The following is a 20,209-nucleotide window of genomic DNA, read 5'->3' as shown; positions in this document are numbered from 1 at the left end:
CGCACCTTAATGGCTATGCCCTTCTGGAGCTCCGCCTGTCGCAACGATTTCAGCAGCTCGCAAATATCCAATACCTTCAATAACGATTTGGTCGCCTTCTTTTAAATCAGATGATTGAATTTTCACGATTTTGCTATCTTTGAAAATCGATGAGAAATCGACTCTTTTAATGAATCCCTTTCTAACTCGATAGACATTTATTTCCTCACCAGAATAAAGAACAGACGAGCTTGGAACCGTCCACGGCCCTTTACCAGACAAATTTTGAACCTTCATGCCGAAATTCCTTATCGCTTCCGGAGAAAGTTTAAATCCCGCTACTTCTCTAAATTCAGTAATGCCTTTATCGGGCCCAACACTCGCCACTTCTTCTTCCTCGTGATCATGACCTTCTTTGTCATGTCCGTGCTCCGCTTCTTCTTTATGATCGTGCTCTTCTTTTCCGTCATGATCATGAATTTCAGTGTCTTCAGCAGCCGTGGATTTCGCTCCTAAGCTTTGTGAACCTGCGAAGATCAAAGCTGCAAAAAAGGTTGGCAGTAATGCAAATAAACTTCTTAGCTTCATAGATTAATCTCCACTTTTTTACCATCAATTGCTTGAAGTTCGAGATATGCATCCAGTGCTCTAATCTCGTGCTCGTTACGAATCTTTTCGAAATCAACAAGTGATCTGTGGGCTTCAATTACAAGTGCACTACTCACAAGACCCTTAATAAATTGACTTTCGATTTTACGATGTCTTTGTTCAAGTTCATGCCTATTTGGATTCTCAACCAATGCATCGACGGCAATCTTATAAAAGTTTTGAAGAACTGTCCGACGCTGAGAGATTTGCATAAGAGCTTGATCGCGCTTTAACTGCGTGGATTGAACATTCGCAGCAGCAGCGGCTTTCGCCCCTCCATTCACGTTAAACACTGGAAGAGGCATACTAAGATTTACGCCCCACTGTTGCATATCACCGCTAGATTCCTTCGTGAACTTTGCCGATGGCCCAAGCATCAACGTTGGCCATGCTTCGCCTTTTGCCTTATTCAGCTCACCCTGCGCGATTTGAACGTTTGCTTCCGATATAGCCGCAAATGGTGATGACTTAACATCTTCAGTTGTGGATGATAGCACCGGCCATTTTTTTATCCTGGGAGGAAGAGCTTTTTTGACTTGCTCCAAGCTTAGCCCCGTTGTCACAATAAAAAATGATGACAAAGTATTTAGCTCTTCTTGGAATTCAACCTTTCGAAAATTATAGTCACTCTTCGCCGCTTTAAATACTGTCAAGGAGATCTGCTGTTCGGGAGACAGTGCCGGCCTATCTTCATACTGTTTTACCAGCTTAGCGAAAGTCTCACGTGACTCATCGACCAAATCCGCCTCTTCCAAGATCTGGCGCAATCTGTTTAGGTTCAAAATTGTAGCTTTTCTTACCTCAGATTTTTTGATTTCTAGTTCCGCGCCAGAACGACCAAACTCAGCCTCAGCAACCTGCTTACGCGCAGATCTCTTGCCTCCAATTTCAATGGGAAAGGCCAGTGCAAGGTCAGTTTCCGTACGTCGCTCCGACTGCAGAGTTCCCGAAACGGACTGTAGAGAGAGTTCCGGATTTAGTATCTGAGTGGACGCATCTATGGAGGCTTTTCTCACCTGGCTTTCAGCCTTCGCCGTCGCTATATCGGGCGACATTTGCTCAGCACAACTCACGACATCGTTATAAGAGACAACATTTTCACAAATACCCTTACCCCACGCTTTCGCCCCAAGAAGGGCTGACAAAACCAGAGGCAAGCTTTTTATATAAAAAGACATAGCAATACCTTTAATAATTTAGAAATTTATCTTTGAGTGTTTTTAGATGTAACTAAACGAATCGCGGGGGCTGAAAAGGTCCATCAATATGAACCTGATTAGGCCAAGACATTCTTGAAAAGAATACCTGAGGAAAGGACATCTGAAATGTCTTCACAACAGTTTCAGGAACTAACAAATGGGAGCAATGCCCAATATGACAGAAACCATCAACACAAGGATCAATGTCGCTTTGTGAATTTGAAGTTTCGCTTACTATCGACGCAAGAACTGCTTCAGCATTTAAAAATTGATTTCCAGAATTAGACTGGCTTTCGGCGTGAAAATGTAAATACCCACCCAACACTACGATGAGTAGAGCCATGACTAGAAAGCTAATTGTGAGCGATCTAACTTTTAATTTCACCCGGGTCACCCTAGTATGAGTATATGCTCTTTACAAGCAATTTAATATAGAGATCAACTGTCTTTCTAACTCGTCATTATAACTAAGGATATTCGAATTCACTCATATTTCCTATCGGCCAACTGCAAGTTCTCTGCATTTGCAGTCGTTGACCAAGACCAGCTAAATAACCCAGGCGGTTGAGGATCTTCATGAAATGAAGTTCGATTGGCCAGTAATTGAACTAAGTAATAAGCTTTCTCTTTTGGGCGAAAGACTACCAAGAGGTTAGCAATTTATTTAGAAAACTTCAGAATTCACGAGTTGCCTCTTAATAGGCACACTAACAGTGGTGGCAGCTCAATGCCGCCACTCCCACGGCAATCAAAGTTCATATTTTATCTCGAAAATAGACTTGGCGAGCCCCAAGTTGAAGTTCGAGATTCATAGACTATTTTTGCTTGGGCCATCCATATTCCCCTTTGAAGAGAATCAAGATTGCCCACTGCCGATGCTGCCAACACAATTCCAATTATCCAAGTTATTAGACCTGAGAGATTCATTTTAACCTTCCTTTACTTTTGCCTTTTTGTTGATTTACTTTTGCATTCTTTTGAAGCTTCGACATTGAGAGAGCCGTTGGAAACATCTGCTGCTCGTCAATGACAACTATCTTGCCCTCAAGTCTCTTAAGAATCTCTTTGATGACATTGTAGCTCCAAGACTTGCCCATCCGACTTTTGATTCCGCGGTCTTGGAGAGCCAAAACAATGGAACCAATGCTCGCTCCCCGCTTCCATAGGTTGTGAATAAAAAGAAGCACGGGATATTCTTGAGAATGTTTAACGACCTCCCCCTGAAGGTAACAATAGCCATAAGGAGGACGTGCCTGACTCTTTCCGGGCCGCTCGCGCCAGCGCTTGAAAGGAACTGGACTTTGAGAACGAAGCTCCTCTTTCCTTGATTTCAGGCAATTCCAGATAGCGGTTCTTTTGAACCCCGTATGTTCAGCAATATCGGTTATCGACATGCCCTTTCTATGTAACGGCGCAGCAATTTCGAAAATTCGGGGTTCTGTTTTTTGGAAAAACTCAATAATATCAAAGGCCGGATAATTATTGCTTATTGGTTGTCTTGGACATCCAATTTCTTCAGCAATAAATCGCAATTAAATCGTAAATAGATTCAAATACTTAAGAATTTAGCTCGTTCAAACTACTTTTCTTCGACCGAGCCTTTCAGAAGTTTCGGCCAACAACTCTCAAAGATTTCAGCTAGCTAGAAACTTGCTTATCGCGTAGAGATCCATTCCAATCATTAAGCAGAAATTCATTCAGTCACTTTTTATCTGTAGTCTTCATTCCCAAAAGGATTATCTGAGTAATGATATCTTGAACCTCATTCGCTCTTTTCTCAAGCTGATCTGAGGGCTCTGAAATTGGAATGAGTTTAATTTTTAATACATCTGGAATTCCAGAAACTGTACGTGGTCTTCCTCTCTTACTTTTCAGCTCATCAGCATTCTTTAGGTCGACATTATCTTTCATTCAAATCTCCTTCATTACTAGATAGCTGCGAAAAAATTGAAATCATTCGACCGCAATTTGAATGGATGATCAGGTTTTGGCATATGATTGAATCCATTCTAGGCTAAAGGCTCCAATTCAAAATTTTGGATGCCTTGGACACTTTGTTTTTTACCATTGGAAATGATTGCAACACTCTGGCAAGCGCGCGTTAGAGCGACATAAAACTTCGCACGACCTTTATCAGTCAGCTGGGAACTATGGTCTTTCAACCAAAGCATCATGGGCTTAGTGGGGTAAATAATAACTCGTTCAAACTGCAACCCTTTTGAGGCTCCAAAATTTAGAACTTCATAATTTGGGTCAACCTTTGTCGCCACGCTATCTCTTAGTTGCATTGGCTTAAATCGATCCAGATATCCAGAGATGTCTTTCTCATCGACAAAGAATACACCGTCATGTCCACTGCAATTTTGATTACCAGATTTAGTTGTTCCGAAGGTGGGATATAATTTATCAGCTAAGTCACAAATTTCCTGAATACAGCGATAGTTGGTCGACAGAGATGTGTCATCTTTCAAAATTTCATCACTAACTTCTTCGAAAAAATCGAGTATATGCGATCTAGTAAATTTCTTATTTTTTTTGCCATTGGTTGTGGAATATGTTCCCTGTCTCGGATCGCCTACCATAGTGACATCAATTGGCGACTTAAAAAGAAGTTTAAAAAACTCCAAGTCCCAGCTTGCAAAGTCTTGAATCTCATCAATAAAAATATATCTAAAACACTTCGCCAGTCGCTCAATTACTTTGCCTTCAGATTTCTGATTACAACGAGTCGCCAATTTTGCAATTTTATCCGAATACACTTTTCCTTGACCTGTTAAGTAATGCTTCTTGAATTGCTTTTCGGGAATAAATGGAACCGATTGCCCAGGAACCAAGTGCATACCGGCTATATCTCCCTCATAAAGGCATCCCTGATATGGCCGAACCCCGTGTTCCAAAAGAAAAGACCAGTAACTTTGGACGTAGACGTGCCGAGGTATGCAACCAAATAACTCATAAAACTTTCCTTTGATCTGCTGCTCATTTGCATTTGTAAACGTTGTAATAAGAACGTTTCCATCAGCAATAGAATATGCCTTCTTTACCAGTGTCGTGGTTTTTCCTGCTCCGGCTGCGGCAATCAAGAGTCTATTCGTCATACAATACAGTTTTCCACATACTCTGGAAATTTAATCTCTTTATCAGTTTCAAACAAAGCTAGAGCGCACTCCGTTTTCTTCGCCTTCATGTGCTTGTGAAGCTCGTCTTCATTGAGACAAGTCGTACCGAATATTTCATTGAATAACTTCAGGTCATTAGCTTTCAATAGTTTTGGCTCAAGGGTGTTGTAATTAAATTTACTATCTCCGATCAATAACTCACCTTTATCGACAATAGGATCAAAGCAAATCTGAATTCCGTCTTTTTCAAGATCTAAATAATCCGCATACTTCTTGTTTATTGCCTCAACGTCTCCATCATTGTCAGTAACAACAGAAACAGGTTTTTTTAATGGCTTGGCGATCTCCAAGAATCTTAAAAATGAAGTTCCGACTGAAATGATGTCCACTCCATCCATAATAGGTAATTTGCCATGTTTTTTTAGATAGGCTTTTTGGATGATCAGCTCATCGGAATCGCCCTCTACTAATATTGCTTTTTTGCAAAGTATAAGCCTTAAAGTGTCATAACCCGCAATTTTTTTGAAAAAGTTTTGCGTTCCCTTCTGAAGAGAAGAGAGCCTCAAGGTCATACGATCATTTAAGAGAATAAGATTTGCTAGCCCCAACTTATTTGCAACAAAGCTACTGTGAGTCGTCATAATGACCTGCTTTCCAGAGCTATTTGCATCAATTGCTGCCACGAGTTCACTCAATTTAGCATGAGATAAATGATTCTCTGGCTCTTCAAGCAATATTGTGCTGGCCTGCTTAGTCTTGTTATGCGAGAGCGCTAGATTCGTCTTAACAATACATTGCTCACCTTTACCAATATGATGAAATGGAACGTCATCCAAATATGTCGTTAAGCTATTTTCCCATGCATGTTTAGAAAACAATTCGGCAGAGAGTTTGACGTCCTTTTTTGTTATATTCGCAGCTTTCGATATCCTTTCGTTAATTTTCGATACCGCCTGATCAATCATAAATCCTTGCGCCATGTTTCGATGGGCCTGGGCTACGCCGACAATCTCTTCCGTGGTCAAAAGTTCTTTTACAATTCTACTGATATAAATATCAGAGCCATTTATATATCTAGTACTTGAGGAATCTATAAAAGCGCACTTTAAGGGAATACTCCGCGAAGTTACTCCATCTCTTGAAAAAGATTTCCATGAGAAGTCATAGTATTCGACAGGTAATGTTTTAATATTTTTTTGCTCCAGAAGAGCCGAATACTCTTCTCGAAATTTATCATCGAATTTAATCTCCAATGAAACTCCACATCCAGCTTGTTTTTGACTATTACCATCTCCCTCAAAAAATGAAAGCTCGTCTCCTTCCATATAAGCCTCGATCAAAATAGATGGAAGATCCGCACCTTTTCCTGCCGCTACATTTTCAAAATAACCTTTTAAAGATTCAACGTTAAATAAGTACTGACTAATTTCACCTTTGATCGGTTTTCCCCCGATAGACCCGGTCAATACAAGATTGATTGCCTCAAGAATTGTTGATTTACCCGCCTCATTGTCTCCTACTATGATGTTTAGTCCGTCTTTGAGTTCAAGAGTAAACCGATTTTTGAAGCATTTAAAATTTTGAATAACTATCTTTGTCAAACGCATGCATACTCCGATATAAACTTAGATTTGATTTTGCTCAGCCAGCGAGTCAAATTTAAATAAACAAGACTAGATATATGTCCTGATTAAGAAACAAAACACGAATGCATTTAAGTGCTGCCTCGATTTTTCATAGAATATGTTGACGTCATTTCCTTGAGGATTTTTATGGATTACACCCCCCACGTGGTCGCATTTCTCGATATTCTCGGCTTTTCAGAAATTTGCATGAAGTCTGATACCTCAAAAGAACATAGGGAAAGTCTGAAAGTCATTTTCGATCTATGCCAGACGATCTCGTCAAGATTCGAACACCTAAAAGGTAAGAAAGAAATTAAATCAATGATTGTTAGCGATTCAATTGTACTGACACTTGCCCTTGAGGGCAGCAAGCCCACTCTGCAAGAGCTTGCAAATTTCTTTTTGGCTTGCGGTCAATTTCAATACTATCTAGGTAAGAGTGGATTTTGGCTACGAGGGGGAATTTCCATCGGATCTCTTAATGTAAACTTCGATCAAAAGCAGGTTGTCGGTCCTGCTTTAATTCGTGCGGTAAATTTAGAAAAGAAAGTTGCTCGATACCCACGAATAGTCGTTGATCCGCTTGTAATGGCAGAACATGGTATTGCAAATGCTTCGGATTTCAGAGACGAGATCAATGCACTCTATTCTACGGATGGCCAGCGATCGTTATTTGAATGGCGTGGATTTATGGATGACTGGGGAGAATCCAACATTCCGAAAGATGTTCCCTTGTTTATTGATTTCATGCGGAGCGTTGTTGGAGAAGACGGAAATGTTGGAGAAGTTGCCGAATCGGTCGCAAAGGGATTGCGAGGGGCGATGGAACACTACGAAAAATACCGTTGGCTCGGTGATTATATTTTGGCAGGACATCGCCAACGCTATATTGGGATTTCGCCATTTAATGATCGTCTAAAGGTCCTTCTTGGGTAGAGCATATAGATCCAACCTACGCTCAGAATATCACCGATGCGCAAAAAATAATCTTGAACACCGAGGAGCAAGAGTGTGACTAATATTGATCCTGTGAGATTGTCGACGATAGAACAAGACTTTAAAGTTAGCTGTCTCACTCCAGCACCATTTGCTCCAAATTCTTTAGTCGAATGGAAATGCAAACAGGCTGGTCACCAATGGATGGCAAGCTATATTGACCTTCAAATTTACAAATGCTACCAGTGCGATCCACAGGATATCGAAATCGTCGGAAATGGCTCCTTTGCTCAAAGTATGAGTTTTACAGTTGCTAAGCTTGCGAGCGACTTTAGTTCAGGCAAAATTTCGAATGTTGGATATCTTCACAATTCAAACTTGCACGCATCGATTGCCGCATTCTTCTTTACAGCCGTTAGAAACGAGTTTTGTTTGAAAGTCTTGAGTAAAAAGCATCCTCGTCTTGGGCTCGGAAGAAAGAGATGCCTGCGAGGCTATCAAGAATACAATACTGTTGGTCTCGTTGAAAATTTGTATAAAGTTGCAGAAGCAAATATCTCAAAATTTAGCATTCCTGGCATGGATGTAAAAGATTTTCGATTGAAATTTCTTGAGTTAAAAAAGGCATTCGTAAAGCAGATAGAAGTCAGAAACAAAATTGCACATGGATTTTCATTTTATCCAGTTACAAACAAAAAGAGAAAATATAATTCGCAAATCGCAAACGAAATCAAGAGCCTTGGCGCTGGTGAATTGGAAAATGCTTATGCTATCGGATCGACGTTCATGGCTGTCGCCGAGAAACTTATAGATGATTCACCAAATGGAATTAAACTTGGCAACCACTTACTCAGAGATTACATATTGCTGGTTTAAATTGTCGAATAAGTAGAATCCTGATTTAAATTTAAATGGAGAAGCCAAGGTCGATTAAAGAATGAACTTGGTTTATTAAACTACTTTGAGTGTCAGTAAATCTCCGGCACTCGAATATCTTGGATTCTAACTCTTGAGGACTATTTTTATACGAATAAAAATCTGGGTGGATAACAACTCTGCCACAGGCTTTAGATGTGCCCACTGACCAAGCCACAAGATGTGGATAACTGATTTGGGCACGTAACAAGTTCAGATCCACTGACTGCGGCACCAAACCAAGACAAAATCTTCCACTAATAGGAAGCGCAAACATCCATTCAAAATACCCGCCACAATCAACCGGAAATGGAAAGATTCCTGTTTCTGGAAAGAAGAATCTCAAATCATTTGGCAACCTGAATCCAACTAACTCCCTTGTCTGCTTCGCAGCCACCGCGAGCATCTCTAGCTTTTTCGATGAAAAGATACTTAGGGTAGATAGATTTGAATGCCCAGTCTGTGCATGGCTTACTCTGGCAGCTTGAAAAAGAATCAACAAAAAAAGCGCTTTGTACTCGTCCCATGCGGGTTGCACACCCGTTTCAAGATTAGCGAGAAACGTCGGTGAGAAATTTTCTGTATTATCTCGCAAAAAATTTTCAATTTGATCTGACCATAGATTTCTTCTTGCGAAGAGTCTATCGACAGAATGTTTATCGGAAAAATGTTTTTTGCTAAAATCATAATGCCACAAAGGCAATCCGGGACTGCGCCAACGTTGTGTCAGAAATTTCGAAATGTAATGATTATTTCTCATGCCTTCCAATTTGCTTGCATCTATTATTTTGTTCCAGCTCTTTCAATTTCATTGTTCCCCTGATGATGCACTAGAAATTTAGGAGATCCCCAAGTGGCTGTTCTCGACTCATAAATTAACTTCGTTTGAGCACGCAATATAGACTGTTGAATTAAATCAATGTTGCTTACTGCTGACCAGCCTAAAATGATTCCAATGCACCAAGAAATAAGATCTGTGAGGCTCATGAATACCTTCCTTTTCGTTCTTTTTTGAGCGTCTTACTTTTACTATTTGTTTTAATTCCATTTAGATAGGGCTCTGAGAGCCAAAGCTTTCTTTGATTCATGACCAATTCCTTTGAGTCGATTCGCTTGGTAATCGATTGAACAACTCGATAGCTCCACTCTTTGCCTGTGCGCGAGCGCAACCCTTTTTCCCCGAGCAGATTGACGATAGAAGTAACGGAGGTTCCCTTGGTCCATAAATTGAAAATTAAAAGAAGTGTTGGGTACTCTTTAGGGTCGCGGACAAGCTCCCCTTCTAAGATACAAAAGCCAAACGGTGGCCGAGCCCCAGTTCGCCTCTTTCCTTTGCGCCATCTGTCATAAGGAACTGAAACTTCAGCTTCGAACTCTTTCTTAAGCCGTTTGATGGCTTTCCAAACGGCATGTCTCTTTATACCGGTGCGGACTGAAATATCGGTAATCGACATGCCCTGGCAGTACAAAACCGCAATTTCATCGGAAATTACAGGATTGTTTTTTTGAAAAAACTTAATAATATCAAGGGCTGGATAATTATTGCTTAATGATCGGGCTGGACATCCATTAAAAAACCGCCCTACTGGCGGTTTTTTAATTTGTGCTGTCTTCACTCCGACTTCGTCGGAGTATTTTCTGAAGTTTCCCGTCTTCGATCTCTGTTTTGGGTTTTGTCGTTTTCTGCCGCCGGCAGAAAACTCCGGGTAGAGCCACATTTAAAAATCCGTGTACAACCAACGCATTTCCATGTTGATGAAGCCCCCTGTGAAGCGTGTGCCAAGGAACATCTCATCTCCCAAAGGTGTTGACCGTCTGTTGCGAATATAACTTTCTACATAAGACACACTCTTTGATTGATGCTCATTCTTTTAGGGCTACTCTGCGGGTAGCTGAAAAAAACTAACATCAACAAAGGAGTTCACTGTGACAACAGACAGACAACCAGATAAGCAATCAGTTAGTAAAGGGGTGAAGCCCTTGGGTCCCTCCAGTCAGCGCCCGCCATCAAAATGGGAGGCCGTTGATGAAGCCTTTGCAGAAATGCGCCAAGCCTTTGGTGCGATCCCTGAATTCGCCAAATACATGACGGATGAGAGTATTCCCGGCATTTGGGCGGAAGTAAAAAATCTGTCTTTCAATCCCAACACCGCCTTGGAGTTAAAACTTAAAAATCTCATTGGCATTAGTGTGGCCGCGCAGATTCCTTGCGAAATGTTGGGATATTTTGAATATACGAGGAGCGTGAATAGTGGGGCAACACCCCAGGAACAAGCTGAGGCCTGTGCTATGGCGGCCATGACCCGTCATTGGAGTACAGTCTTAAATGGTTCACAAATGGAAAAAGACGCTTTCAAAAAAGAAGCTGAACAAATAATGTCCTATGTAAAACAAATGATGGATAAATCCGGAGGAAAGCCGCCTGCTGCCGAAGCATTTATGGTGAAATTTTCCAACGCCGCAGAGACTTACAAAGACATTGAGAAGACCCTGGGACTCATACCAAAATTTTTCCTGCTCTTTCCAGAAGAGGGGATTGCGGGCGCTTGGAGTGAGTTTAAAGCTGTTCAACTGAATCCGCACACCTCATTGACGGGCAAGCAAAAGGAATTAATTGGAATCGCGGTGGCAGCCCAAATACCTTGCGATTACTGCATCACCTTTCACCGCCTTGCCGCCAAATTGAATGGCGCCACAGATCGTGAGATTCAAGAGGCCATCTCGATCGCGGCCTTGGGCAGACACTGGAGTGCTTTATTCCATGGCATGCAGTTGAATCTTGCAACCTTTAAGAAGGATGCAGATATGATGTTAAAAAAATCAGATGAAAAACGTCTGACATCTTAAGAGGGTTTAATAAAAAGGCTAAGGCGAATAAAGAGGCCTTTCTTAAAAACTAAATCCCCCGGCGCCCCTTAAAAGAGGGGCGCCATCGTGTTCAGGGATCACGGAGCTTTTCATGGCACACTGGGAGCACTTTCCCCATGGATCAGACATTGGTATTCGTGGTGTTGGCAACAGCCTGTCAGAATCATTCACCATGGTGGCCAAAGCTCTTACTGCTCTGATGGTAGATCCAGACAAGATATCCTCCCGGCAAAATATAAAAGAAGAGATTAGCTCCGACACTCTGGATCTTTTGCTTTACGACTGGATCAATCAACTTATCTATGAAGCTGCGACAAAAAAAATGATCTTCTGTCAATTCGACCTCCGTGTCACTCAGGATCCTCCCCATCTATCCGCCGTCCTTGCAGGAGAAACCGTCGATCACACAAAACATGATCCTGGCGTGGAGGTCAAAGGAGCCACTTTCACTGAACTCAAAGTGGAGCAAAGCGACCATACTTGGGTATGTCAATGCATCGTCGATGTATGAACAAATGAGGCTTGTTATGGATATAAATTCTCTTGAAAAGGTGAATGACTACGAATGGCATGTGGCACCTCATAAGAAGATGAGAGTTCCCGCTATTTTATTCGGGTCTGAATCACTTCTTAAAAGCATGGATGAAAAAGCTTATGAACAATTATGCAATGTCGCAACTCTGCCGGGAATTGTGAAGGCCGCCTTCGCCATGCCAGACGCGCACTGGGGTTATGGATTTCCAATCGGCGGTGTGGCGGCTTTTGATCCTGAGGAAGGAGTCATTTCTGCTGGAGGTGTGGGCTTCGATATTTCTTGTGGTGTGCGACTGCTCACGACCGGAATTACCAAAACAGACCTCGACAAAGTCAAAGACAAGGTCATCTCAAAACTATTCAAAACAGTCCCCTCCGGCGTCGGAAGCCACGGAGTTATGATTCTTGATAAACCAGAAATGGACAAGATGCTAGAAGGAGGAGCCCACTGGGCCGTGCAGAAAGGTTTTGGGCTGGAGAAGGATCTGGAGCGAATTGAAGAGCACGGTCAAATGAAAGGCGCCGTTCCTGAAGAGATCTCTCCCCGTGCCCGCGAACGTCAAAGAGATGAAATGGGAACCCTGGGATCCGGTAATCATTATCTGGAACTTCAGGAAGTTCATGAGATTTTTGATGAGACCGCCGCAAAAGTTTTCGGTCTCAAGACGGGGGACGTGGTTATTAGCATTCACTGTGGCTCCAGAGGATTGGGGCACCAAATCGGTACTGAGTTTCTCAAGATGATGGTCATTGAAGCTGAGCGCAGCGGCCTCTTTCTTCCCGATCGTGAGTTAGCCTGCGCCCCTATTCATTCCCAGACGGGGCAATCTTATTTGGGTGCCATGCGAGCGGCCACCAACTGTGCCCTTGCCAACCGCCAAGTCATCACTCACTTGGTTCGCAAAGTTTTTCAGGAATTCTTTCCCTCCACATCGTTAAATTTGGTTTACGACGTTTCTCATAATACCTGCAAAGAGGAGTTTCATTCTTACGAGGGAAAAACAAGACGGCTCTTCATTCATCGCAAGGGCGCGACGCGAGCTTTTGGCCCTGGCCATCCGGAACTCCCCATGGATTTGCGCGAAGTCGGGCAACCTGTCTTAATTGGCGGAAGCATGGGAACTGGGTCTTATGTGCTAAGAGGGATCAAAGAAAGCGAAAATGTCTCTTTCAGTTCCGCCTCCCATGGGGCCGGAAGACAAATGAGTCGAAGCGCCGCCTTGAAAACCTGGACAAGCGGCCGCCAGCTAATAGATCAACTAGCGCATCAAGGAATTCTGATAAAAAGCATTTCTGATCGCGGAGTGGCCGAAGAAGCCCCTGGCGCTTACAAGGACATCCACGAGGTGGCTCACTCAACGGACAGGGCCAATCTGGCAAAGAAAGTCGCCTTTCTGACTCCGCTGGCGTGTATCAAAGGATAGGTTCAAAGAACTTTGCGCCCTGGTAAAAATTCGCAAGTCCTCTGCGACTTACGATCACCCTATTGACATTCTTGCTAATATTTATACACTGTATATTAATTAAGAGGTTCCATGGTCACTGGGCATGTTTTTATAGCTACGAGTCTTGACGGTTTCATCGCCAAACCGGATGGTGACATTGAATGGCTCATCAGTCGCGATGATCCCAATGAGGATCACGGCTATAATGACTTCATCAAAACTATCGACGGCATCATAATGGGAAGACGGACTTTCGAAAAAGCTCTGACGTTTGATAGCTGGTTCTACACTGTTCCTGTCATCGTTCTCTCTAAAACTCTGTCAGAGAGTGACGTCCCCGAACACCTCCGCAACAAGGTACAAGTCTCTAACCTCTCTCCACGAAACCTCATGTCACAACTTGAAAAAGGGGGATGGAAGAGGGTTTACATTGATGGCGGACAGACCATTCAGTCTTTTCTTCGCGAAAACTTAATCACTGATCTCGTGATCACGACTGTTCCGGTTTTGATTGGTGAAGGGCTTCGTCTCTTTGGCTCACTCACCGATGACATCTCTCTCATTCTCACCAAAACACGCGCCTTCCCGTCAGGCCTCGTACAATCAGAATACAAAGTATGCAAATGACTGCCAAACGAGGGCGCCCCAAAAAAGAAACCGGAATCAGCCTAGATGTGATCCTTGAAACCTCGCTTGAGGTGCTTGAAAAAACAGGGCCCCAGGGATTTTCGATGAGAACGCTCGCCACGCATCTTAAGATCACCCCGATGGCGATCTATCATTACTTCCCAAATCGCGCGGCTCTTATCAAGGAATTGTCAGACCGGGTCTACTCCCAGGTGACCGAGGATTTTGAATCAGCTCAAGACAATGCTCGACACAAAATCAAACAACTTTTAACAAGCTACTATCAAACGGGACTGCGTTATCCCAATCTGACCCTCGCCGTTTTTTCAACTCCTGAGGCCTTTTCGGCAAAGGTAAAACGGATCACATTTCTTTTAGACAAGCTTCTAAAAGCAACAAAACTTATCCCCCAAAGAAGACAGATGTGGCTTGAGATCCTTGTAGATTTCACGCATGGAAGCTTCCTAGCGACGGCGACCGTGAGCAGATCAAATCCCCGCCTCGCAAAGAAGCAAGGCGAACGCTATCATCAGCAACTCGAAGAGCTCTTAAACCAAATTTTTTAAAACTGTCATAAATACGCGAGACACGCAAAGACTCTACCGCTTTGAAACCTTCTTGCCTTTAACACTCTTCGCTGGCGCCGGCTTTTTTTCATCCCGCTTCACATGCAGACGTTTTCCATCTTTGTCTTTGAAACGTGATTTTAGCTCTTTCGCCGTCTGGCCTTTGCCCTCAATTTTTGCGATCAACGGGAGATCGCGTTCAGTCACAAGATTTATGACCAAACCCTCGCGCCCGGCGCGTGCGGTACGTCCTACGCGATGAAGATAGTTTTCAAGTTGTTGCGGAAGGTGATAGTTAATAACTCGTCCGACGTGTTCGAGATCTAGACCGCGTGCTGCCAAATCCGTTGAAATCAGCAAATCAACTTCACCGCTGCGGAATTTTTTAAGATTTGTACGACGCTCACCTTTGTCCATTTCGCCGCGATAAAGAACGCACTGGTAACCTTTATCGTTTATTTCTTTGGCGATTTTATCACACTGCTCGCGAGTATTCGCGAAAACGATCGTGCCACCTTTAATTTGCTTTTTGATCAGCTTTTCAAAAACAGGCCAACGAAGACCATCAATAACGGTTTCGTTTTTCGTGGTCAGACTCTGAACCACCTTGCCACTTCCAGAACTACGAAGAATCTCTGCCTTTGCAAAAAGAGAGTTCATCATCTCTTCAACATTTTTCGAAACCGTTGCGGAAAACAGTGCCAGGGGAATATCCTGCGGGCAGGTATCCACGATGAAGTTTGAATCCGTAAGAAAACCCTTGTCCAACATCTGATCAGCTTCGTCAAAAACCAGCACGCGCACATCAGACAGATCAATCAGCTCCTTATCAAGCAACTGTATCAATCGGCCTGGAGTGGCCAACAGAATTTCAAACGAGCCACTGATATTGCGAATGGCCTGCTCCATGCTCATGCCGCCAAGAGCGGGGCGAACACGCAGACGAGTGTCGTGAGTGAAGGTTTTAAAGACCTTTGCCACTTGCTCTCCCAAATCGCGAGTCGGCACCATGACGATGGCACGAGGAGCGGCCTCCGCTTTTACCGGTTGCCCCTCTTCCTCCAGACTCTTCAGCATGTGCAGGAGTGGCAGCGCATAGGTCAATGTTTTACCACTGCCCGTTTCCGAAACGCCAACGACCGACTGCCCCGACATAAGCAAGGGAACCGCCATACGCTGGATTTCTGTGGGAGTAAAAATACGCTGCGCTTTAAGAGTTTTAAGAAGGGAGGGCAAAAGACCGAATTCTGTGAAGTTTTTCATTCCCGCAATGTATACAAGATTGCCCAAAAAGGCGCGTCTTTTCGTCAGGTAGATAAAAAGACGTAGGTCGATTCACACTTAATAGGACCTGCTCAATGATTTCATACACTTACATTTTTACTGACTAGCCCCCCGAGGCTGCGCAAATAAATAGACATGTGTTACACCTATGTGATGATTAAGTGAAGGGGGCCTATTTATGGCACGCTTATCTGGAAGACATCTCGAATTTCACAAAGGCGAGCGTATTGGCTGGCTCCGAGCGGCAGTCTTAGGGGCCAACGATGGGGTCGTATCCACCGCAAGTCTTATTGTCGGTGTGGCGGCAGCCAATGCGGATCGCTCAGAGATTCTCCTCAGCGGCGTTGCGGGTCTTGTGGCTGGCGCTATGTCGATGGCTGCGGGGGAATATGTCTCGGTCAGTTCTCAGGCCGACACTGAAAATGCGGACCTCGCTCGCGAAGCCAAGGAGTTGGCGACAAATCCCGAGTTCGAGAAAGAAGAGCTTGCGCAAATCTATGTCAAACGGGGGCTCGATTCAGAAGTAGCCCATAAAGTCGCCGAGCAGCTTATGGCTCACAACGCTCTAGAAAGTCACGCACGCGATGAATTGGGAATCACCGAATCGACCCTAGCCCGCCCGATTCAGGCCGCGTTCGCGTCAGCCGCCACCTTTTCTGTTGGCGCGGGTCTTCCGTTACTGGTGGTACTCATTGCAGAACATAAAAATCTGGTTTACTCGGTCTCCTTGGCTTCCTTGTTTTTTCTAGTGGTCCTTGGAGTTGTTGCGGCCCGCGCCGGCGGGGCGAGCATTTTTAAAGGCGCCCTTCGCGTGGGCTTTTGGGGAGCTTTCGCGATGTTAGTCACAGCCCTGATCGGAAAACTTTTTGGAACAGTAGTTCAGTAGAAGAAAATATGAATATGAAAAAGATCCCCAAGAAATATCAGCCCAAAGGATTTGAAATTCTTCATGAGGATTTAGATCTTATCATTGGCAATAAAGCCCCCGGCGTCCTCACCGTCGCCGCAAAGTGGGAGAATGAAAACACGGTTCACAATCTCCTCAATCAATACGTTCGCAAAGGGAACCCCAGGTCACGAAAATGTGTCTACGTGGTCCACCGACTGGATCAAGCGACCTCAGGGATTTTGATTTTCGCAAAAACAGAAGCCGTACAGCACTTCCTAAAAGACAACTGGAAGTCGACAGTCAAAACTTACTACGCCATCGTTCATGGGCATCTTAAGAAAAAAAGCGGCACCATTTCAAGCTACCTGACGGAAGATGAAAATTATTTGGTTCATTCAAGCTCGGACGCCGACAATGGAAAATTAGCCATCACGGAATATACAGTGCTAAAGGAAACCGACAAATTCAGTCTTCTGAAAGTTAATCTTGTGACCGGAAAGAAAAACCAAATTCGCGTCCATCTGGCTGGTGAAGGCCATCCTCTGGTTGGCGACACAAAGTACGGCAAAAGCTCGACAACTCAAAAAGATCTGAGGCTGCACTCATCGGAGATTGAATTTACTCACCCCCACAGCAAACGCAGAATGAGCTTCAAAGCTCCAGTCCCGAAATATTTCCGAAGTTTGATCGAGTACGACTACTGACAAGAAAGCAGTCCTCTTTGTTTTCATTTCTTATCTGAGACATCGAATTTTTCACCCGAATGCAGGTCTTTTTTCCGCTTCCACTCTAAAAACATAAAGACCGACACCACAAAAACAAGAGGGACTAAAATATATAGCAGATTGAATAGCTTCGTTTTCAATCTTTCATCTAGTTGAGAGAAACCTGGTAAAGAGATAAAATGAAGACACAATGAAAGAGCATAGGCTCTTATCTTCTGGGACCGCATAGAACATCCTTTTTTTAAAAGGATGGCGACCCTACCACCGAACCACTTCTGCCCGAAATTGAGCAGAACCCTTGTATCAAAAATGTTCTTTCATGCTACTCGCCTGCTATCGTCTTGTCATCAGTTATCGTTTACACAAAACAGTATGAAGAAAAGTCGCCCCCGGGGGGATTGGAATTTACGCATTAAAGATTGTGTCCAGAAGATATTTTTTCTATAACCATTTCACGCGCCGCACTTCAAAAAGGTACGGCGTACCTTTCGGGAGGAGTTTGCGGTGTTTGGGGTTGAGATTAGTAGTCCGAATATATTTGTTAAGAGTAAGAATCATTCTTATACCTATGCGGTCGATGGGAGTCTTCCAAATCCTTTAGAGGCGACCTATGCGGCCTTGGCGGGATGTGCAGGGGTTTATGCTTTGAAGGTTTGCAAAAAATTGGCGAAGTCTCCTGAGGGAATTAAGATCACTTGCCGTCCTGTCAATCGTGCAGACAATCCTCTGACTTTGAGTAAATGGACCACCGTGATTGAATTTCCAGAAGGCTGGAGCGAGGAAGAGCAAAACCTTGTCCTAGCTGAAGTTCAAAAGTGTGCCGTGAAAGAGTTGATCTCCACGGGAAGTCAGATTCAGTTCGTCACTGAAAAAGCCTAGAACAAGAAGCTCCGGATAGCCTTGCCTTGACGGCGAGGCTGCCTGGACCACATAATTAGAATGACATGTTTAAGAGAAGCCTTCGGATCGTTCTATCTCTCAGTGCACATCTTATTTGCTTCGCGGCAAATGCACAAACGCCGATAGCTCTCACTCAAGATGAGCCCTCGAAAAATATCACCTTCTTCATGCAATCAGGTACGAGTGCTCATGAAGTCCACGACCCCCGACAGGTCCAATTTAAAGACGTTGCCGAATCCGAACTGAAGCTCAGTTACTCAGATCAAGACCTCTGGATTCAATTTCGTTTGAAAAATCAGAGCGAGCTTCCACTTCAAAAAGTCTTATGGCTGAACTCCCCCCTTGCCGGCAAACTCACTTTAATGAAAGAGTCTTCGCCCCCGCAACGTTCGGGTCCCGGGTATCCCCTGCCTGAGAGAGCCTATCCAAGCCGCCTCGGGACTTTTACCATTTCACTTGAACCTCATGAGGAAGCTCTCTTTCATCTTAAACGAAGTTCTCACCATGCCCTGAATGCTCAAGTTATGGTGGCATCCCCCCAAGAGTTGGAAAAAATGGAAGGCGCCGCCAAAGCCATCTTCTTCTTCTACCTTGGTGGCATTCTTTCGCTGGTCATCTACAACTTTATGTTGGGCCTTTTTACCACTCAAAAAGACCATCTCATCTATTCTTTCTTTGCTGCTAGCTTTGGCACAACGGCCATGGTGCTTCATGGAGTTTTTGATACCTATCTTTGGCCTCAGACACACTTTGTTTTCTCAAACTATCTGATGTTCTTTTCGTCTTTGTCTCTTTTTTCGGCCAGTCTGTTTGTTGGTCGTTTTTTGAATATAAAAAAAGATTTCGCCCTGGGATACTGGGGCCTTCGCATTTTTTGTGGATTGGCTCTGGTCACTATGGCCGTCAGCTTTTTCGCCCCCCAGTTTGCCAGCCTTTATGTCTTTGGATATTGGATCGATCTGTCCATTGCCGCGGGAATTCTCTTTTTCATTTTTTGCGGCATCTATGTTTTGATCAGACAAAACTATGCCCTGGCCTACTACTTCCTTTTAAGTTGGTTTGTCGTCTTGATTGGAACCTTAATTTGGCTCGCCTCGCTGCATGGGCTGATTAAGTCAAACTCCTTCACTCAGTATTCCCTTCTTTTTGCAAACTTAGGGGAGATGTTGGTTCTATCCCTGGGATTAGCGTACAAAATTAAAATCCTCGATGATGAAAAAAGAAGAGCTATCCTGGCAGCCGAAGATAAAGAACGTTATCACCGCCTCGTACGAGTGCTCTCTCATGACGTCGCCAATACCGTCTCAGGATTGATGTACCACACAGAAATGCTCGAAGAGCTTTGTCAGGATGAGTCCTTAAGAAATCACGCTCAGCGCATCACCAAGTCCACCGGACAACTTGATCAAATTCTTCGGGCCGTTCGGCAAGAGGAAGTCTTTCATTCCTTCAAGTCTCACTCGGACCTACAGCTTGTGGAAGTCGTTGCTGCCTGCAACGAGGTGGTCAGTCATTATGCGTGGGAACTTGAAAAGAAAAATATTTCCATCCGTGTCGAAGTTCCTCTCGAAAAATTCGTTCGAGCCGATCGATCCGCTTTAATCAATCAAGTCCTTGCAAACCTTCTTTCCAACTCAATCAAATTCACTGAGACAGGACACAACATCTGGATCTCCTACTTTGAACAACCCGATGAAGTCGGAATCGCCATAAAAGATGAAGGTATCGGAATTCCCCCAAACGAAGTCGACCTCATCTTCAAGGGGAAAAAGCTCTTTTCAAACAAGGGAACTGAAAATGAACAGGGCTCGGGACTTGGTACGTCACTTGTCGGAGAGTATATGAGGTTGTTTGGCGGGCGCATTGAGGTTCACTCCATTCACCGCAGTCAAAATGCCAACTCTGGCACAACCGTCCGCTTGATTTTTCCTCGGCCACAGTAAAATATTC

Annotated in this window: 21 protein-coding genes; 11 read left to right on the top strand and 10 right to left on the bottom strand. The window is 43.9% G+C overall.

Going from position 1 to position 20,209, the window contains the following annotated elements; all coding sequences use genetic code 11:
- Positions 1-6: 6 nt before the first annotated feature.
- The 6 genes from ACM64D_RS07710 to ACM64D_RS07685 all read right to left on the bottom strand — a co-directional run bounded on the left by ACM64D_RS07710 (position 7) and on the right by ACM64D_RS07685 (position 6,552).
- Entirely contained in the window at positions 7-567 is a 561-nt protein-coding gene (locus ACM64D_RS07710) for a hypothetical protein (protein ID WP_415062620.1), read from the bottom strand.
- Positions 564-1,805, bottom strand: a complete 1,242-nt coding sequence (locus ACM64D_RS07705) for a TolC family protein (RefSeq protein WP_415062619.1) — start codon at positions 1,803-1,805, stop codon at positions 564-566. The genes ACM64D_RS07710 and ACM64D_RS07705 overlap by 4 nt, the downstream gene beginning before the upstream one ends.
- 944 nt (positions 1,806-2,749) lie before the next feature.
- Entirely contained in the window at positions 2,750-3,358 is a 609-nt protein-coding gene (locus tag ACM64D_RS07700) for a hypothetical protein (RefSeq protein WP_415062618.1), read from the bottom strand.
- Positions 3,359-3,527: 169 nt separating this feature from the next.
- Positions 3,528-3,737 (bottom strand): hypothetical protein, encoded by a 210-nt coding sequence (locus tag ACM64D_RS07695; RefSeq protein ID WP_415062617.1) that lies wholly within the window; start codon positions 3,735-3,737, stop codon positions 3,528-3,530.
- Positions 3,738-3,835: 98 nt separating this feature from the next.
- Positions 3,836-4,924, bottom strand: a complete 1,089-nt coding sequence (locus ACM64D_RS07690) for a UvrD-helicase domain-containing protein (protein WP_415062616.1) — start codon at positions 4,922-4,924, stop codon at positions 3,836-3,838.
- Positions 4,921-6,552: an ATP-dependent nuclease gene (locus ACM64D_RS07685; RefSeq protein WP_415062615.1), complete on the bottom strand. Its 1,632-nt coding sequence runs from the start codon at positions 6,550-6,552 to the stop codon at positions 4,921-4,923. The genes ACM64D_RS07690 and ACM64D_RS07685 overlap by 4 nt, the downstream gene beginning before the upstream one ends.
- A gap of 165 nt (positions 6,553-6,717) precedes the next feature.
- Between ACM64D_RS07685 and ACM64D_RS07680 the strand changes: the two genes are divergently transcribed.
- Positions 6,718-7,506: a hypothetical protein gene (locus ACM64D_RS07680; protein WP_415062614.1), complete on the top strand. Its 789-nt coding sequence runs from the start codon at positions 6,718-6,720 to the stop codon at positions 7,504-7,506.
- 75 nt (positions 7,507-7,581) lie between these two features.
- Entirely contained in the window at positions 7,582-8,382 is an 801-nt protein-coding gene (locus tag ACM64D_RS07675) for a hypothetical protein (protein ID WP_415062613.1), read from the top strand.
- A 31-nt stretch (positions 8,383-8,413) separates the two neighbouring features.
- On the opposite strand, the gene ACM64D_RS07670 is transcribed toward ACM64D_RS07675, so the two are convergent.
- From ACM64D_RS07670 to ACM64D_RS07660, 3 genes are read right to left on the bottom strand one after another with little or no spacing between them, the layout of a single operon-like run.
- A complete protein-coding gene (locus ACM64D_RS07670) occupies positions 8,414-9,181 on the bottom strand; it encodes a hypothetical protein (protein WP_415062612.1) in 768 nt (255 codons plus the stop codon).
- Positions 9,182-9,204: 23 nt separating this feature from the next.
- On the bottom strand, positions 9,205-9,408 hold the full coding sequence (locus ACM64D_RS07665; RefSeq protein ID WP_415062611.1) for a hypothetical protein: 204 nt from the start codon (positions 9,406-9,408) through the stop codon (positions 9,205-9,207).
- Positions 9,405-10,037 carry a recombinase family protein gene (locus ACM64D_RS07660; RefSeq protein ID WP_415062610.1) on the bottom strand — a complete coding sequence of 211 codons (633 nt, stop codon included), beginning with the start codon at positions 10,035-10,037 and terminating at the stop codon, positions 9,405-9,407. The genes ACM64D_RS07665 and ACM64D_RS07660 overlap by 4 nt, the downstream gene beginning before the upstream one ends.
- Positions 10,038-10,347: 310 nt before the next feature.
- On the opposite strand from ACM64D_RS07660, the gene ACM64D_RS07655 reads away from it, so the two are divergent.
- The 5 genes from ACM64D_RS07655 (at position 10,348) to ACM64D_RS07635 (ending at position 14,461) form a co-directional block, all read left to right on the top strand.
- The gene (locus tag ACM64D_RS07655) at positions 10,348-11,268 is read left to right on the top strand and encodes a carboxymuconolactone decarboxylase family protein (RefSeq protein WP_415062609.1); all 921 of its coding nucleotides are present in this window, start codon (positions 10,348-10,350) and stop codon (positions 11,266-11,268) included.
- Positions 11,269-11,380: 112 nt separating this feature from the next.
- The gene (locus tag ACM64D_RS07650; RefSeq protein ID WP_415062608.1) at positions 11,381-11,800 is read left to right on the top strand and encodes an archease; all 420 of its coding nucleotides are present in this window, start codon (positions 11,381-11,383) and stop codon (positions 11,798-11,800) included.
- A 16-nt stretch (positions 11,801-11,816) separates the two neighbouring features.
- A complete protein-coding gene (locus ACM64D_RS07645; protein WP_415062607.1) occupies positions 11,817-13,247 on the top strand; it encodes an RtcB family protein in 1,431 nt (476 codons plus the stop codon).
- Positions 13,248-13,358: 111 nt separating this feature from the next.
- Complete coding sequence (locus tag ACM64D_RS07640; protein ID WP_415062606.1) at positions 13,359-13,895, top strand: dihydrofolate reductase family protein; 537 nt, start codon at positions 13,359-13,361, stop codon at positions 13,893-13,895.
- A complete protein-coding gene (locus ACM64D_RS07635; protein ID WP_415062605.1) occupies positions 13,892-14,461 on the top strand; it encodes a TetR/AcrR family transcriptional regulator in 570 nt (189 codons plus the stop codon). The genes ACM64D_RS07640 and ACM64D_RS07635 overlap by 4 nt, the downstream gene beginning before the upstream one ends.
- Before the next feature lie 33 nt (positions 14,462-14,494).
- Here the strand turns inward: ACM64D_RS07635 and ACM64D_RS07630 are convergent, their stop codons facing one another.
- The gene (locus ACM64D_RS07630) at positions 14,495-15,724 is read right to left on the bottom strand and encodes a DEAD/DEAH box helicase (RefSeq protein ID WP_415062604.1); all 1,230 of its coding nucleotides are present in this window, start codon (positions 15,722-15,724) and stop codon (positions 14,495-14,497) included.
- A 199-nt stretch (positions 15,725-15,923) separates the two neighbouring features.
- Between ACM64D_RS07630 and ACM64D_RS07625 the strand changes: the two genes are divergently transcribed.
- The 4 genes from ACM64D_RS07625 (at position 15,924) to ACM64D_RS07610 (ending at position 20,202) form a co-directional block, all read left to right on the top strand.
- On the top strand, positions 15,924-16,631 hold the full coding sequence (locus ACM64D_RS07625; RefSeq protein WP_415062603.1) for a VIT family protein: 708 nt from the start codon (positions 15,924-15,926) through the stop codon (positions 16,629-16,631).
- A 14-nt stretch (positions 16,632-16,645) separates the two neighbouring features.
- Positions 16,646-17,338, top strand: coding sequence for an RluA family pseudouridine synthase (locus tag ACM64D_RS07620; protein ID WP_415062602.1), 693 nt, complete (start codon positions 16,646-16,648; stop codon positions 17,336-17,338).
- A gap of 525 nt (positions 17,339-17,863) precedes the next feature.
- Positions 17,864-18,238: an OsmC family protein gene (locus ACM64D_RS07615; RefSeq protein ID WP_415062601.1), complete on the top strand. Its 375-nt coding sequence runs from the start codon at positions 17,864-17,866 to the stop codon at positions 18,236-18,238.
- Between the two features lie 65 nt (positions 18,239-18,303).
- Positions 18,304-20,202 carry a 7TM diverse intracellular signaling domain-containing protein gene (locus ACM64D_RS07610; RefSeq protein ID WP_415062600.1) on the top strand — a complete coding sequence of 633 codons (1,899 nt, stop codon included), beginning with the start codon at positions 18,304-18,306 and terminating at the stop codon, positions 20,200-20,202.
- Positions 20,203-20,209 lie beyond the last annotated feature (7 nt).

The organism is Bdellovibrio sp., from assembly GCF_047637665.1.
In the GTDB taxonomy this organism is placed as follows: Bacteria; Bdellovibrionota; Bdellovibrionia; order Bdellovibrionales; family Bdellovibrionaceae; genus Bdellovibrio.
Note: the sequence above shows the minus strand (reverse complement) of the source record. Positions and strands in the feature narration are given on the sequence as shown.

Excerpts from the sequence above, each read along its gene's own strand:
- ACM64D_RS07710 (WP_415062620.1), bottom strand. The coding sequence starts at position 567 with ATGAAGCTAAGAAGTTTATTTGCATTACTGCCAACCTTTTTTGCAGCT.
- ACM64D_RS07705 (WP_415062619.1), bottom strand. The coding sequence starts at position 1,805 with ATGTCTTTTTATATAAAAAGCTTGCCTCTGGTTTTGTCAGCCCTTCTT.
- ACM64D_RS07695 (WP_415062617.1), bottom strand. The coding sequence starts at position 3,737 with ATGAAAGATAATGTCGACCTAAAGAATGCTGATGAGCTGAAAAGTAAG.
- ACM64D_RS07690 (WP_415062616.1), bottom strand. The coding sequence starts at position 4,924 with ATGACGAATAGACTCTTGATTGCCGCAGCCGGAGCAGGAAAAACCACG.
- ACM64D_RS07685 (WP_415062615.1), bottom strand. The coding sequence starts at position 6,552 with ATGCGTTTGACAAAGATAGTTATTCAAAATTTTAAATGCTTCAAAAAT.
- ACM64D_RS07680 (WP_415062614.1), top strand. The coding sequence starts at position 6,718 with ATGGATTACACCCCCCACGTGGTCGCATTTCTCGATATTCTCGGCTTT.
- ACM64D_RS07670 (WP_415062612.1), bottom strand. The coding sequence starts at position 9,181 with ATGAGAAATAATCATTACATTTCGAAATTTCTGACACAACGTTGGCGC.
- ACM64D_RS07665 (WP_415062611.1), bottom strand. The coding sequence starts at position 9,408 with ATGAGCCTCACAGATCTTATTTCTTGGTGCATTGGAATCATTTTAGGC.
- ACM64D_RS07650 (WP_415062608.1), top strand. The coding sequence starts at position 11,381 with ATGGCACACTGGGAGCACTTTCCCCATGGATCAGACATTGGTATTCGT.
- ACM64D_RS07645 (WP_415062607.1), top strand. The coding sequence starts at position 11,817 with ATGGATATAAATTCTCTTGAAAAGGTGAATGACTACGAATGGCATGTG.
- ACM64D_RS07640 (WP_415062606.1), top strand. The coding sequence starts at position 13,359 with ATGGTCACTGGGCATGTTTTTATAGCTACGAGTCTTGACGGTTTCATC.
- ACM64D_RS07635 (WP_415062605.1), top strand. The coding sequence starts at position 13,892 with ATGACTGCCAAACGAGGGCGCCCCAAAAAAGAAACCGGAATCAGCCTA.
- ACM64D_RS07630 (WP_415062604.1), bottom strand. The coding sequence starts at position 15,724 with ATGAAAAACTTCACAGAATTCGGTCTTTTGCCCTCCCTTCTTAAAACT.
- ACM64D_RS07625 (WP_415062603.1), top strand. The coding sequence starts at position 15,924 with ATGGCACGCTTATCTGGAAGACATCTCGAATTTCACAAAGGCGAGCGT.
- ACM64D_RS07620 (WP_415062602.1), top strand. The coding sequence starts at position 16,646 with ATGAAAAAGATCCCCAAGAAATATCAGCCCAAAGGATTTGAAATTCTT.
- ACM64D_RS07610 (WP_415062600.1), top strand. The coding sequence starts at position 18,304 with ATGTTTAAGAGAAGCCTTCGGATCGTTCTATCTCTCAGTGCACATCTT.